Here is a 14,662-nt window from a genome sequence, read left to right as displayed (position 1 = left end):
TGATATCAACAACAATGAACGGCGACGCGCTTGTTCCCTGCGGTTTCCCGTGATGATGTTGCCTCGTCCGACCATCCCGGTTGGCCTGCGTTCCTAGCCTGCTTTAGGAAACGTCGCCGCTCACCGCCGGCGCAAGGCGATCGACCAGGATAGCGCTGGCCTGATTGAGGCCGATCACCTCAACCGATATGCCATGACGGCGCATCTTGCCGACCACTTCTTCCAACGCGCCAACGGCAGTAACGTCCCACAAGTGGCTCGCGGTGAGATCGATGCGAACATGCCCGGCTGTATCGCGCAAGTCGAACCGGTCCGCGAAAATATCCGCGCTGGCGAAGAATATCTGGCCGGAGATCGTATAGATTCGGGTGTCTGTCGCATCGTCATAGTCGGCGCTGATATGCATCAGGCGCGTCACTTTGAATGCGAAGAAGACGCCGCTCAACATGACGCCCACCGCGACCCCCGCCGACAGATCATGCGTGGCGACGGTGACGACGACAGTGGCGACCATGACGACGCCGGACATTTTGGGATGGCGCGCCAGGTCGCGGATCGATCCCCAGGAGAAAGTACTGATCGACACCATGATCATGATCGCGACGAGTGCGGCCACCGGCACTTGGCTGACCCATGGCCGCAGCGGCACCATGACGACAAGCAGGAACAGGCCCGCGACCAGGGTCGAGAGGCGCCCGCGCCCGCCATAGCGCACATTGCCGACCGTCTGGCCGATCATGCCGCAACCCGCGATACCGCCGAAAAGCCCCGCGGCGACATTGGCCAAGCCCAGGCCTGTACATTCGCGCGCCTTCGAACTGGTCGTGTCGGTCAGGTCGTCCACCACACTGGCCGTCATCATCGATTCAAGCAGGCCCACCATCGCCATGGCCAGCGCGTAAGGTGCCACGATGCGTAGGGTCTGCCAGACGAGCGGCACAGCGGGAAACGTCAAGGACGGTAGCGCGGAGGGCAGCCGGCCAAGGTCTGCGACGATAGGGATGGGCATGGGAAAGGCCATGCTGATCGCTGTCAGGACCAGGATGCAAATCAGCGGCGATGGAATGGCGGTCGTGATCCGCGGCATCAGGTAGATGATGGCGAGGCCACCGGCGATCATGGCGTAGCTGTGCCATGTCACCCCCAGCATCTGCGGCAATTGTGCCGAGAAGATCAAGATGGCGAGCGCATTGACGAAGCCCGTTCGCACGGATCGCGATACGAAACGCATCAATAGATGGAGTTTCATCAGGCCGAATGCGATCTGGAAAAGTCCGGCCAGGAGCGTGGCGGCGAGAAGATATTGCAGCCCATGCGCATGGACGAGTGCCGCGGCGACCAACGCGACCGATCCTGCCGCACCGGATATCATCGCGGGACGACCGCCGGCGAAGGCAATGACGATGCCGATCACGAAGGACGCGAAGAGGCCCACTTCCGGGTCGATGCCAGCCACGAAGGAGAAGGCGATGACTTCGGGGATCAAAGCGAAGGTGCCGACCATGCCGGCCATTATATCGCGCCGGGCACTGGCCGCGTCATGGAACCATTCGGCGCGGTAGCGCGAAAGACGGGTGCTGTTCATGAACAAAACCGACGTAAATCGCACAGGGGTATGAGCAAGCAGCGTAGGCCGGTCGCCATGCGATATGCGTTGTCCGGCGGATCGGCGGCCGGAATAGCCACCCGGAATTGCACCGGGTCCATGCGAATGTGGCCTCCTAACCCAACGGATCGCAGGCGGCAAGACGCGCGGGAATGATCGTCCGTCGACAGGATGTCGGACCAGCGATGGGCGACGGACAAAAAGGCGCTGGAATGACGTCCATATGTCCAAGCGTCCGGCGTTGACGGTTTGACGCATCTGCCTGTCGGCGCTACCGCAGCCGGGATGATCGCCCTGCTTTCCCCCGCCAAGACACTCGATTTTGAGCGCGCGCTGCCGCCGCTCGACGCTTCCAAGCCGCATTTCGCCGACGAAGCGCTCGGCCTTGCACGATCGGCGGCGAACTTGACGCAGAAACGCCTGTCCGAATTGATGCATATCTCGCCCCGCCTCGCCAAGCTGAATGCGGATCGCTTTCGCGACTTTGCCGACCTGCCGGAGCGACCGGCGCTGTTCGCCTTTGCCGGCGACGTCTATACCGGCTTTGAGGTGGACACGCTGGATCAGGCGGGGGTTTCATTCGCGCAGGATCATGTGCGCATCTTGTCGGGTCTTTACGGGTTGCTGCGGCCACTCGACGCCATCCGGCCCTATCGGCTCGAAATGGGTACGCGCTGGGCACCGCGGCGCAAATGCCTGACCGACTGGTGGGGCGACGATATTGCCCAGCGCATGTTGGCCGAACTGGCCGAAGAAGGGTCTGGCGTCGTCCTCAACCTTGCCAGCCAGGAATATTTTGCCGCGGTCAAAGGCCGATTGGCGGGCGTGCGGGTCATCGAAGTGGAATTTCGCGAACCCGGTCCGGACGGTCCGCGTTTCGTCAGCTTCAATGCCAAGCGCGCGCGCGGCATGATGGCCCGCTGGCTCTGCGAACATCATATCACCGACATAGACGCGATGCGCGGTTTCGACAGCGATGGATATCGCTTCGATGCGGATGATAGCGACGCGGATCGCTGGCGCTTCACCCGGACATGAGCCAGTCTGCTAAGACATCCGCCGTCATCATCGGCGCTTCCGGCGGAATCGGCGCGGCATTGGAGGCCGCGCTGGTCGAGGAAGCGGCGTTCGACGTCGTACATGGTTTCGCACGGTCGCGGGTCGGATCGCAATATCTCGACCTGCTCGATGAAAGCAGCATCGCCTCCGCCGCCGCGCATGTCGCCGGCGGCCCGCCACCGACCCTGGTCATTGTCGCTACCGGCCTGCTCCATGCGCCGGGTCGCGGCCCTGAAAAAGCGTTGCGCGATCTGGACCCGGATTGGCTGGCACAGGTCTATGCCGTCAACGCGATCGGTCCCACGCTGATCGCGAAACATTTCCTGCCGATCATGCCCAAGACCGGGCGCACGGTGTTCGCTGCCCTGTCAGCGCGCGTAGGTTCCATTAGCGACAATAGGTTGGGCGGATGGCATGGCTATCGAGCATCGAAGGCGGCGCTCAACATGCTGGTGTGCAACCTGGCCATTGAGGAACGCCGTCGCAACGATCGAGCGATCGTCGTGACGCTGCACCCCGGCACGGTGGATACCGCCTTGTCTCGGCCGTTCCAGGCCAATGTTCAGGCCAGTCGCCTGTTCGACCCGGAGCGCGCCGCGCTGCAATTGCTCGATGTGGTCGAGGGACTGAAAATATCCGACAGCGGGAAACTCTTCGATTTTCAGGGCGAGCTAATTCCGTTCTGACAATTTGAACGGCGATTTGCTTCGCCTTTCACACCATCACCTGACGTCGGATTGTGCCGTGTTGTCCGCCGTAACCTGATCCGCGCCCGTCCGATCCGTTTCGAAAAAGCCGAAGGCCAGACTGGCCACAAGCGCCACGATGACGAGAAACAGGCTTACCACCAGAATATTGCGGCTTACGCGGGACTTTGACCCACCTTTTGCCTCGACTGCGGAAACATGGGTTACCACGTCGCCATCCTGCTGTTCCTTATACATGTGCTCATCTCCTCTCCCATCAGAACAGGCGCATGGACGTGCTTGTTCCGTCGAAACCGCCAGCGGCAGGCTTGGACCGTGATGGGACAGGGTTCGGTTCGTCCCGTCGATAGGAAACTGTTAACCTTCCTGCTCAACAAAGACGGCATGGAGAGACGACACCAGACTGATGGCCGACGATCGGGGCTGGCGCTGTTCAATCGCGCCACTGTTCCCGTCGTGCCCAACGCGGTCTATCGTGACCTTGTCTCCACATTGTTCACCATGACGACGCCGATCATCGGTTTTGGCATCCTCTATGCGCTGGTCGGGTCGCTCATCTACCTCAAATGGCATGATGCCATGATATCCGCGCTGGTCGCTATGGCGGTCGTCGTGACGGCTGGGCGCGTGCTGTTGATCCGGGGTTATCACCGATCGGGTGGCGCATCTCAGGATATCGGGCAGCTGGCGCACTGGGAACGGCGCTACGCCGTCCTGACCTATATGTTCGCGATCCTGATCGCGACATTGAATGTGCGCGTGTTGATGGCGCATGAACCGCTGGTTCATCTCGCGACGGTCAGCCTCGTCTTCACTTTCGGCGCTGGCATCGTTTCCCGCAACGCCAGTCGCCCATGGCTTTGCGCGACCAGCCTGTCCCTGGCGGTTGGGCCGGTCGCCGCTGCGATGCTTGTCCACGCCGCAAGCGATTATGGCGAGAAACTGCACGCCGAGTTTTTCGCCCTCGAAGCGCTATTGCTGATCGTGGTGGGGTTGATGAGCATGGCATCGGCGCGACATCTCTATGCGTCGCTGGTCGAACATCTGACCGCCAAACATGATCTTGCAAAGCTGGCCCGCTTTGATTCCCTCACAGGCTTGCCCAATCGGCTGCTGCTGCGGGAATCCTTTCATGCAAGGCTGAGGTCCGCGGATGCCGCCGGTCAACTGGCCATTCATTATCTCGACCTGGACGGGTTCAAGGCGATTAATGACCAATATGGCCATCCCGTGGGTGACAGCATGCTGGTCGACGTCGCCCGCCGCCTGGCCTCCACCATCCGGGCGGAAGATGTTGCCGCGCGCCTCGGCGGCGACGAATTTCTGCTGATCCAGGCGGATGTGAAACATCCTGACCAGTGCGAACTGCTTGCCCGCCGGGTCATTCGGCAATTGAGCGAGCCTTATGTCATCGATGGCGTGGCGATGCGCATCTCCGTCAGCATCGGCATCGCGCTTTCCCCTGACCAGGGGCTAGACCTTGAACGATTGATGGCATGTGCGGACGCCGCGCTATATCGTGCGAAAGCCAAGGGGAAGGCGCAGGTGCAATTTTGTGGGCCGGACGATCTGCACCATGTTGGGCGGGCCGTCGCATAATCCATGTCCCGGCCGCTATGTTGCGGTCGATGTCCGACCTGCACGGCTTGACCTGAACGGCGAGGTGGAAGCGGGCGGCCACGCCGACGCGCTGCCGGGCCTTAACCTGCGCGCCGCCTTCTTCGTCGCGCAAAGCGTCGCGCGGCGGATGATCAGTGCTGGTGTGCGCGGCTCCATCATCCATATGGGGTCGCAGATGGGCCATGTCTGCGGTCCGCGGCGCACGCTTTATTGCAAGGCCAAATGGGGACTGGAGGGATTGAGCATCGGCCTTGGCGGATAGGCTGGGGGCAGCTATCGTCATGCTATGGACACGCATGACACCGCCCTGACATTGCATGGCTATTGGCGGTCCGGCACCAGCTATCGGACGCGGATCGCGCTCAACGCGAAGGGGCTGGCCTATCGCCAGGTAAGCCATGATTTGCGGACGGGCGAACAGCGCACGCCCGACTATCTGGCGCTCAATCCGCAGGGGCTGGTGCCCGCGCTGGAGGTGGGCGGGCATGTCCTGACCCAGTCCAGCGCGATCATCGAATGGCTCGACGAACGCTATCCCCATCCGCCGCTGTTGCCGACCGATGCCGATGACCGCGCGATGGTCCGCGCCATGGCGATGATCGTCGCCTGCGACATCCATCCGCTCAATAATGTGCGCGTGCTCAATCGGTTGCGTGATGAGCTGGGCACCGGATCGGACGCGATGCGCGGTTGGACCGGGCATTGGATCATGGAGGGATTCGGTGCGCTCGAATCGATGGTGGCGCGTTATGGCGGCCGCTTCTGCTTTGGCGACAGGCTGACCGTCGCGGATTGCCATATCGTGCCGCAACTCTATTCGGCGGAGCGCTTCGGCGTCGACCTGACGGCCTTCCCCCGTCTGCTCGAAACCGTTCGCCGCGTGCGTGAGCAGCCGTGCGTCGCCGCAGCCCATCCCGACAGGCAGGCCGACGCGGCCTGACGCCGACAGGCAAGCTGCGCCTGCGCGCTGCCGATCGGCGCGAACAGTAGCCAGATACGTTTGCCGAGCCAAGGCAGGCGGACGCCGGTTCGACAGCTTTGGAATAGCCTGACACGATCAGCGCGGCTGCATATTGATGCAGATCAGCTTTGCATGGGTGCCCGCCGCAATCCCGGCTGATCCGGCAAAACAATTGCTTGGCGGATGGCCTAGACCCCTTTACGCGAACGTCCATGGCAATCGGAAAAACAGCTTTTGCGGCCAGCCCGCTGTCGCGCGCATCGATCTGGGCAGCATTGGGGTTGGCCGTTGGATTGGCCTTTTTCGTCATCAGCGGCGCGGTCGCCTATCGCAACATACAGAGCCTGCGCGACAGCGACGGCGCGATCCGCCACACCCATAGCGTGTTGATGGCGCTGGACGAACTTCTATCGGCTACCCAGGATGCCGAAACGGGGCAGCGCGGCTATCTGTTGACAGGCAGCCAAGCTTATCTGGAACCTTATGACAGTGCGGTGAAAAATCTCAACGGACGGATGCAGGCGGTCGCCACCCTCACCCGCGACAATCCCACGCAGCAGGCCAATGTCGCCGCGCTGAAGCGGCATGTCGACGCCAAGCTGGCGGAACTGCGCGAAACCGTAGATCTGCGCCGGACCCAGGGAGTCGCCGCGTCGCTGGCCGTGGTGATGACTGACCGCGGCAAGATGGAAATGGATGCGATCCGGGCGGAACTGAACACCATGGCGCAGGAAGAGTTACGGTTGCGCCAGATCCGCATGGACGACATGGCCGCCGCGTCGCGCACCGCCATCATGACCGGGATCATATCCAGCCTGATCGGCGCGGGCCTGACCATCGCCATCTTCATCCTTATGCGCATCAGCAACCGCGCCCGCGCGCGGCAGCAATGGTTGCAGGCCGGCCAATTGGGCCTGGCCAAAGCGATGGGCGGTGAGAAATCGGTTGAAGAGGTGGGCGAAGCGATCCTTGTCTTCCTGGCCCGCTATCTCGGCTTTCAGGGCGGCGCGCTGTTCAAGGGCGAAGGGGGCCGTTTCCAGCGCGCCGCCACGCTCGGCATTCCCGCCGACGCCGATATGCCGTCCGGTTTCCTGGTCAAGGATGGGCTGCTTGGACAGGTTGCCGCGGAAGGCGCGCCGCTCGTCCTGCAAGATATTCCCGCTGGCTATATGACGATCGGATCGGCGCTGGGCAGGGACCGGCCCCGACATCTGGTCATTATCCCTGCCAAGGCGGACGAGGTCGTAAACGCCGTGCTGGAATTGGGCTTTTTCAGCCCGGTCAGCCCCGCCGTCCTCGACCTTCTGGACCAGGCGGCGCCCGCGATCGGCATCGCCCTGCGATCGGCCCGCTTCCGCGCGCGGTTGCAGGATGCGCTGGAGGAAACCCAGCGCCAGTCGGGCGAGTTGCAGGCGCAGAGCGAGGAATTGCGCGTTTCTAACGAGGAACTGGAAGAACAGGGGCGTGCGCTCAAGGAGTCTCAGGTTCGGCTGGAACAACAGCAGGTCGAACTGGAACAAACCAACAGCCAGTTGGAGGAACAGGCGCAGACGCTGGAGAACCAGCGCGATGAACTGGAACGCGTAGCCGTCACGCTACAGACGAAGGCGCGGGAGCTGGAGCAGGCGAGCCAGTATAAGTCGGATTTCCTGGCCAATATGTCGCATGAATTGCGCACGCCGCTCAATTCGCTGTTGATCCTGTCAAAGCTGCTCGGCGACAATCCCGATGGCAATCTGTCGCACGACCAGGTCAAATTCGCCCGCACGATCGAATCGTCGGGCAATGATCTCCTCACGCTCATCAACGATATTCTCGATCTGTCGAAGATCGAGGCGGGGCATATCCAGGTCCAGCCCGAAACCGTGCCGCTGCAACGGCTGGTCGGCGATTTGCGCCAGATGTTCCAGCCCGTTGCCGCAACCCGCAACCTGGCGTTCGAGATAGAGGTTGCGCCCGATTGCCCCCGCGCGATCGAAACCGACCGGATGCGGATCGAGCAGATCCTCAAGAACCTGTTGTCCAACGCCTTCAAATTCACCGAGCAGGGCAGCGTGCGCCTGACCCTGTCGCCGGTGGAGGGGAACCGGATCGCCATGGCCGTCACCGACACCGGCATCGGTATGTCGAAGGAACAGCAGGGGCATATCTTCGAGGCGTTCCATCAGGCGGACAGCACGATCAGCCGACGCTATGGCGGCACTGGCCTTGGCCTCTCCATCTCGCGGCAGCTTGCTCGCCTGCTTGGCGGCAGCATCAGTCTGGACAGCAAGCCCGGTGAAGGCAGCAGCTTCACCCTGATCGTGCCGCTTGCCTATGATCCGGCCACGGTTGCGTCCCGCGCCGCCACACCGCCCTCCCGCGTCGAACCTGCGCCGGTCGCGCCTGCAACGCCCGCGCCCACCAGAAGCGTGCCGAGCCAGCCCAAATGGATCGTGGAGGACGACCGCGCTTCTATCGCCGAAGGGCGCCGCCTGCTCCTGATCATCGAGGACGATGAGGTGTTCGCATCCATTGTGTGCGAATTGTCGCGCGACTTGGGCTTCCAATGCATCATCGCGGGCACCGCGGAAGAGGCGGTGAAGCTGGCTCGGGAATATAAGCCCAGCGCGGTCGTGCTGGACCTCGGCCTGCCCGACCAGTCCGGGCTGACCGTGCTCGACCGGCTCAAGCATGACGATGCGACGCGCCATATTCCGATCCATGTCGTGTCTGCATCCGATCATAGCCAGGCGGCGCTGTCGCTCGGCGCGGTCGGCTATCTGGTGAAGCCGGTGAAGCGCGAGCAACTGGCCGAAGTGCTGGAAAACCTGCACGCCAAGCTGGCGACGCGGGTGCGGCGCGTCCTGATCGTCGAAGATGACGCGGTCCAGCGCGACGCCGTCGCCCGGCTGCTGCTGACCGACGACGTTGAAACGGTGGGCGTGGGCACCGCGGCCGAATGTCTGGAGCAGCTGCGCCACCATACGTTCGACTGCATGGTGCTGGACCTCAGCCTGCCGGACACGTCGGGCTTTGCGCTGCTGGAGACGCTGAGCGAGGAGGGGGATCATGGCTTCCCGCCCGTCATCGTCTATACCGGCCACGACCTGTCGCCCGACGATGAGCAGCGCCTGCGCCGCTATTCCAGTTCGATCATCATCAAGGGCGCCAAGTCGCCCGAACGGCTGCTGGACGAAGTGTCGCTGTTCCTGCATCAGGTCGTGTCCGAACTGCCGCCCGAACAGCGCAAGATGATCCAGAAGGCGCGCAATCGCGACGCCGCGTTGGAAGGACGCCGCATCCTCATTGTCGAGGATGACGTGCGCAACGTCTATTCGCTGACCAGCGTACTGGAACCGCGCGGCGCGTCGGTCCAGATCGCGCGCAACGGGCAGGAGGCGATCGATGCGCTGGCGGCGTCTGTGGACGATCCCGCAAAGGGCATTGACCTTGTCCTCATGGACGTCATGATGCCGGTGATGGACGGGCTGACCGCCACCCGCGCGCTGCGCAGCGATCCGCGCTGGGCTGGGCTGCCGATCCTGATGCTGACCGCCAAGGCGATGCCCGACGATCAGCAGCGCTGTCTTGAGGCGGGCGCCAACGACTATATGGCAAAGCCCATCGACGTCGACAAACTGCTCTCGTTGGTGCGTGTATGGATGCCGCGATAATGCAGGGCCAGGTGCAACCAGGCGTCGAGGATATCGAAATCCAGCTGCTGCTGGAGGCGCTGTATCAACGCTATCATTATGACTTTCGGCATTATGCGCGCGCGTCGATCAAGCGCCGACTGGTCCAGGCGCGCGGGCAACTGGGCTTCGCCAGCTTTTCCGCCATGCAGGACCATCTGCTGCACGATCCCGCGACGTTACCGCGCCTGCTCAACTATCTGACGGTGCAAGTCAGCGAGATGTTCCGTGACCCCGGCTATTTCCGCGCCTTGCGGGAAAAGGTGATCCCGCATTTGCGGACCTATCCCTCGCTCAAGGTCTGGGTCGCAGGGTGCAGCAATGGGGAAGAACTTTATTCGCTGTCCATCCTGTTCCGCGAGGAGGGGCTGGACCAGCGCACGCTGTTCTACGCGACTGATATCAACCCCAATGCGCTTCAGGCGGCCGAAGCGGGGATCTATCCACTCGACCAGATCCGCAAGTTCACGCAAAACCATCAGCAATCGGGCGCTCGTTCGTCGCTGTCGGATTATTATACCGCGGATTATGGGCGCGCGGTGTTCGACAAAAGCCTGCGATCGCAGGTCGTTTTTTCCGATCACAGCCTGGTGACCGACGCGGTCTTTGCCGAAATGCATCTCATTTCGTGTCGCAACGTCCTCATCTATTTCGATCGCGACTTGCAGGACCGGGCGCTCGGCCTGTTTCGCGACTCGCTCGCGCGCAAGGGCTTTCTAGGGCTGGGGTCGAAGGAGAGCCTGCGCTTTTCCTGCCACGCGCCGTCCTTCGCTGATTTCGTGCGGGAAGAGAAAATCTACCAGAGGCGGGAGCCATGACGGCCCAGCCGATCCAGGCGATCGCGATTGGCGCGTCGGCCGGCGCGGTCCAGGCGTTGTTGCGGATATTGCCGGCGCTGCCCGTCGCCTATCCGCTGCCGGTGCTGATCGTGGTGCATGTGCCGCCTGATCGCCGCAATGCGCTGGTGGCTTTGTTTCAGTCCAAATGCCCGCTTCCGGTTCGGGAAGCGGAGGACAAGGAACCGATCGCGGCGGGAACGATCTATTTCGCGCCCTCGGACTATCATCTGCTGGTGGAGGCCGACCGCTCGCTCGCCTTGTCCTGGGACGAGCCGGTGAACCACAGCCGCCCGGCGATCGACGTGCTGCTGCAAAGCGCGGCGGACGCCTATGGCTCCGCGCTTGCAGGGATCGTCCTGACGGGCGCCAATCATGACGGCGCTGCCGGCCTTGCGGCGGTGGGTGAAGCCGGTGGTATCGCCATCGCGCAGGAACCCGGCGAAGCGCAGGTGGCGACCATGCCAGCAGCGGCGCTCGCCGCCTGTCCGTCGGCGCGTGCCATGACCTTGGACGACATCATTCTTTATCTTCTGACACTGGCGACGACATGACGAGCGACAACCAACCCCTCTATTGCCTGCTGGTCGACGACCTTGAGGAAAATCTGCTGGCGCTCGAAGCGCTGCTCAAGCGCGACGGCCTGATCTGCCTGAAGGCGCGGTCGGGTGAGGATGCGCTGGAATTGGTGCTGGTCCATGACGTCGCCCTAGCCTTGCTCGACGTTCAGATGCCGGGCATGGACGGGTTCGAACTGGCCGAATATATGCGGGGGAACGACCGTACCCGTCATGTCCCGATCATCTTCGTCACCGCGGGCAGCGCCGACCGGCAACGCCGCTTCCGCGGCTATGAGGCAGGTGCGGTGGACTTCATCCAGAAGCCGATCGAAGCGGATATCTTGCGGTCGAAGGTCGCCATCTTCTTCGACCTTCACGATCAACGGCGACAAATCACCGCGCAGCGCGACGAACTGGCCTCGCTCGCCGCTGCGTTGCAGGTGGCCGATCGGCGCAAGAATGAATTTCTTGCGATCCTGGGGCATGAATTGCGCAACCCGATCGCCGCGCTGGGTGCGGGCCTGCACCTGTTGGAAAAGCGAGAGGGGACGGATGCTGCGCGCGACATTCGGGCGCGGATGGGCCGGCATGTCCATCATCTGTCCCGCCTGATCGAAGATATCCTCGATATCGCCCGCATCGACCAGGGCAAGATTTCGCTCAAGACGCAGCATGTCTTGCTACAGGACGTCCTCGCCTTCGCCGTGGAAACCTGCCAGCCGACGATCGAGGCGGCGCAGCACCGGCTGGTCATCGATATCACCGACGATCCGATCTGGATCGACGCCGACTATGCCCGTGTAGTCCAGATCGCCAGCAACCTGCTGAACAATGCCGCCAAATATACGCCGCCTGGCGGTGAAGTGCGCCTGAGCGCGCGCGTCGTGGATGGCTGGGCGGAGATAGAGGTGGCGGACACCGGCATCGGTATTGCGCCGGACATGCAGGCGCGGATTTTCGATCTGTTCGCGCAGGTGAAGCGGCCGACCGGCGATGCGCAGGACGGCCTTGGCATCGGGCTGGCGCTGGTCCGGCAACTGGTGGCGCTGCACGGTGGCGCGCTGTCGCTTAAGCATAGCGTGCCTGGCGAAGGCAGCGTCTTCCAGGTCCGGTTGCCGACGGTCGGTGCGCTAGTGGCCTGATCCTTGGCCTGATCCCGCGCACGGCCGCCGTGGCCGTCGCGGGCAGACAATGATAGGGAGGCGGCATGCTCACCCTGCGCCAGATCGAAATATTCCGCGCCATCATGATCGCCAAGACGGTCAGCGCCGCCGCGCAGATGCTCGGCACGTCGCAGCCTGGCCTCAGCCGGATGCTCGGCCATATGGAGGACAAGCTGCATTTCCGCCTGTTCGACCGGACACGCGGCCGATTGGTGCCGACCCATGAAGCGCGCGTGCTGTTTCAGGAAATCGAGCATGTCTATAAGGGGTTCGAAGACCTCAACCATGTCATCAAGCGGCTGGCCAAGGGTGAGGACCGGACGTTTCGCGTCGGCGCGTCGCCCTCACTCGGTCATTCGGTAGTGCCCAAGATGCTGGCCCGGCTGACCGCCAACTATCCCGGCCTCACCATCCAGTTCGACATATTGTCGGTCGAGCAGGCGTCGGACTATCTGGCGTTGCAGCGTGGCGACTATGCGCTCAGCGTCTTCCCGATCGACCATCCCAATATCCTGTCGAGCCGGATCGGTGCGGGACGAATGGTGTGTGCGGTGCCCACCAGCCACCGACTGGCCGACCGCGCGCGGATCAGCGTCGCCGACATCGCCGATGAACAGTTGCAATCCTTCCGTCCCGACACGCCGCACGGTCGCATCATCGCCGACATGTTTGCGAGGGCGGGGCAGCAATTGGAGGTGGAAACCTATATCCGCTTTGCTGAAACCGCGGTCGCCTTCGTCGCCAACGGCATGGGCGTGGCGTTGGTGGACAGCTTCACAGCGATGCAGGCCCATGCCGAAACGGTGCGCTTTCTGGAGTTTGACGATCCGGGGACCCTGCCGGTCTATATCAATCGCAATCTGGAATCGCCGCGCGCGATCATCGGCGAGACGTTCGAAGAGATAGCCCGCACCATGTTGCTGGGCGTTCCCCGCCCAAAGCCATAACATAACAGCATGGATGACCGCATTTGAGGCTCTGGAAAGCAAGGATAAATCGCAACATGGTGACCAGACCCGCAGAATAGAACCGGAGACGGCACCGGGTTGGTTCGAGCTATGGGGCATGGTTCCCCCCGCGAGAGGATGAAAGGCGTTTCTTCAATGGCCAGCTATTCCGCCAGCGGCACTGTGTCCGTCCGGCCCTATGTGACGGTGGACAATCCCGCCACGCCCACATCGGCATTGGCATCGGACAGCGTCTGGACGGCGCGTCAGATACTGGTCGTTGCGACCTGCTTCATCCTCAACATGCTGGATGGCATGGACGTGCTGATCCTGTCCTATATCGCGCCGGCCCTGTCGAGCGACTGGCAGGTCAGCCCCGAAAGCCTGGGCGTCGTCTTCAGCGCGGGCCTGGCCGGCATGGCCGCGGGCGGTCTGCTGATCGCGCCGCTGGCGGATCGCTTCGGCCGTCGCAAGCTGATCCTCGCCTCGCTGGTCATGATGGCCGCCGCGATGTTCGCGTCCGGCATCGCCACGTCGATCGGCGAACTGATCGCCAGCCGCTTCATCGTCGGCATCGGCATCGGCACGGTGCTGGCCAGCATGGCGGCACTGACCGCCGAATATGCGCCGAGCAAGCATCGCACCTTCGCGGTCGGCTTCCTCCAGGCGGGCTATCCCGTCGGTGCGACACTCACCGGCTTCGTCGTCGCCAGCCATCTGGCCGACCATGGCTGGCAGGCGATGCTGCTCGCCGCCGCTGCACTGTGTGCGATCGCCATCCCGATCGTCTGGCTGGTGCTGCCCGAATCCATCGCCTTCCTGCTCAGCCGCCAGCCCAAAGGCGCGTTGCAGAAGGCCAACCGGCTGCTCGCCTCGATCGGCCAGCCGCAACTCGATGCGCTGCCGCCACAGGATGTCAGCGAAACCCGTCATGCCGGCGTGCGCGGTCTGCTAACCGAAGGCCGCGCGCGCAGCACCATCCTGCTGTGGCTGGCGATCACTTTCAGCTTCATGACCCTCTATTTCGTCATCAGCTGGATTCCCAAGCTGGCGGTCGAGGCCGGTCTGCCCGCAAAGGACGCCATCTATGCCGGCGCCGTCTACAATATCGGCGCCTTCATCGGCACCTCCTCCATCGGCCTGGTCGCCATGCGTTTCGACCTGCGCCGCCTGATCCTGGTCTATATGGCGCTGGCCGCCGCAGCGCTGACCGTCTTCGGATCGGTCGCGATGCCGCTCGCCGCTACGCTCGGCACCGCCTTCCTGATCGGCGTGTTCGTGCAGGGGGGCTTTAATGGCTGCTATCCGCTCGCCGCCAGCCTCTATCCGCCCGAAGCGCGCGGCACCGGCATCGGCTGGGCCATGGGCGTCGGCCGGATTGGCGCGGTGATCGGCCCGATGCTCGGCGGCTTCCTGCTCGCGGCCAAAGTGTCGCTGCCTGTCATTTTCGGCATCTTCGCGGTGCCGGTGGTGCTGGCCGGGATTTGCGCCTCGCTGATCCGCCTGCCCAAAGCCGCCTGACCCGCTTC

13 protein-coding genes and 1 other annotated feature are annotated in these 14,662 nt (G+C 63.0%); of the genes, 11 read left to right on the top strand and 2 right to left on the bottom strand.

Translation table 11 applies throughout. The features are described 5' to 3' along the window. Positions 1 to 103 precede the first annotated feature (103 nt). Positions 104 to 1,585: a SulP family inorganic anion transporter gene (locus tag HHL08_RS21375; protein WP_169574981.1), complete on the bottom strand. Its 1,482-nt coding sequence runs from the start codon at positions 1,583 to 1,585 to the stop codon at positions 104 to 106. 67 nt (positions 1,586 to 1,652) lie between these two features. Further along, positions 1,653 to 1,708 (bottom strand) — a sequence feature (sul1 is cis-regulatory element that is thought to sense ions involved in sulfur or methionine metabolism; They are found in Alphaproteobacteria). A 183-nt stretch (positions 1,709 to 1,891) separates the two neighbouring features. On the opposite strand from HHL08_RS21375, the gene yaaA reads away from it, so the two are divergent. Together yaaA and HHL08_RS21365 are read left to right on the top strand one after the other, a co-directional pair. Beyond that, on the top strand, positions 1,892 to 2,644 hold the full coding sequence (gene yaaA / locus HHL08_RS21370) for a peroxide stress protein YaaA (protein WP_169574980.1): 753 nt from the start codon (positions 1,892 to 1,894) through the stop codon (positions 2,642 to 2,644). Next, entirely contained in the window at positions 2,641 to 3,351 is a 711-nt protein-coding gene (locus tag HHL08_RS21365; RefSeq protein ID WP_169574979.1) for an SDR family NAD(P)-dependent oxidoreductase, read from the top strand. Before yaaA ends, HHL08_RS21365 begins: the two co-directional genes overlap by 4 nt. A gap of 36 nt (positions 3,352 to 3,387) precedes the next feature. On the opposite strand, the gene HHL08_RS21360 is transcribed toward HHL08_RS21365, so the two are convergent. Next, positions 3,388 to 3,609, bottom strand: a complete 222-nt coding sequence (locus HHL08_RS21360; protein WP_169574978.1) for a hypothetical protein — start codon at positions 3,607 to 3,609, stop codon at positions 3,388 to 3,390. A gap of 147 nt (positions 3,610 to 3,756) precedes the next feature. Between HHL08_RS21360 and HHL08_RS21355 the strand changes: the two genes are divergently transcribed. From HHL08_RS21355 to HHL08_RS21315, 9 genes are all read left to right on the top strand, one after another. Then, positions 3,757 to 4,971 (top strand): GGDEF domain-containing protein, encoded by a 1,215-nt coding sequence (locus HHL08_RS21355; protein ID WP_235955208.1) that lies wholly within the window; start codon positions 3,757 to 3,759, stop codon positions 4,969 to 4,971. Next, entirely contained in the window at positions 4,928 to 5,254 is a 327-nt protein-coding gene (locus HHL08_RS26005; RefSeq protein WP_328804721.1) for an SDR family NAD(P)-dependent oxidoreductase, read from the top strand. The genes HHL08_RS21355 and HHL08_RS26005 overlap by 44 nt, the downstream gene beginning before the upstream one ends. 24 nt (positions 5,255 to 5,278) lie before the next feature. Next, a complete protein-coding gene (gene maiA / locus HHL08_RS21345; protein ID WP_206378030.1) occupies positions 5,279 to 5,932 on the top strand; it encodes a maleylacetoacetate isomerase in 654 nt (217 codons plus the stop codon). Between the two features lie 233 nt (positions 5,933 to 6,165). Next, complete coding sequence (locus tag HHL08_RS21340; RefSeq protein ID WP_169574977.1) at positions 6,166 to 9,609, top strand: response regulator; 3,444 nt, start codon at positions 6,166 to 6,168, stop codon at positions 9,607 to 9,609. Beyond that, positions 9,594 to 10,445, top strand: a complete 852-nt coding sequence (locus HHL08_RS21335) for a CheR family methyltransferase (protein WP_169574976.1) — start codon at positions 9,594 to 9,596, stop codon at positions 10,443 to 10,445. The genes HHL08_RS21340 and HHL08_RS21335 overlap by 16 nt, the downstream gene beginning before the upstream one ends. Next, positions 10,442 to 11,017 carry a chemotaxis protein CheB gene (locus HHL08_RS21330; RefSeq protein ID WP_169574975.1) on the top strand — a complete coding sequence of 192 codons (576 nt, stop codon included), beginning with the start codon at positions 10,442 to 10,444 and terminating at the stop codon, positions 11,015 to 11,017. The genes HHL08_RS21335 and HHL08_RS21330 overlap by 4 nt, the downstream gene beginning before the upstream one ends. Beyond that, complete coding sequence (locus tag HHL08_RS21325) at positions 11,014 to 12,165, top strand: hybrid sensor histidine kinase/response regulator (RefSeq protein WP_169574974.1); 1,152 nt, start codon at positions 11,014 to 11,016, stop codon at positions 12,163 to 12,165. The genes HHL08_RS21330 and HHL08_RS21325 overlap by 4 nt, the downstream gene beginning before the upstream one ends. 65 nt (positions 12,166 to 12,230) lie before the next feature. Then, complete coding sequence (locus tag HHL08_RS21320; RefSeq protein ID WP_169574973.1) at positions 12,231 to 13,133, top strand: LysR substrate-binding domain-containing protein; 903 nt, start codon at positions 12,231 to 12,233, stop codon at positions 13,131 to 13,133. A gap of 156 nt (positions 13,134 to 13,289) precedes the next feature. Beyond that, complete coding sequence (locus HHL08_RS21315) at positions 13,290 to 14,654, top strand: MFS transporter (protein WP_169574972.1); 1,365 nt, start codon at positions 13,290 to 13,292, stop codon at positions 14,652 to 14,654. Positions 14,655 to 14,662: the final 8 nt, after the last annotated feature.

Source organism: Sphingobium psychrophilum, from assembly GCF_012927105.1.
Lineage (GTDB): Bacteria > Pseudomonadota > Alphaproteobacteria > Sphingomonadales > Sphingomonadaceae > Sphingobium > Sphingobium psychrophilum.
This window is presented reverse-complemented; position numbering and strand designations above follow the sequence as displayed.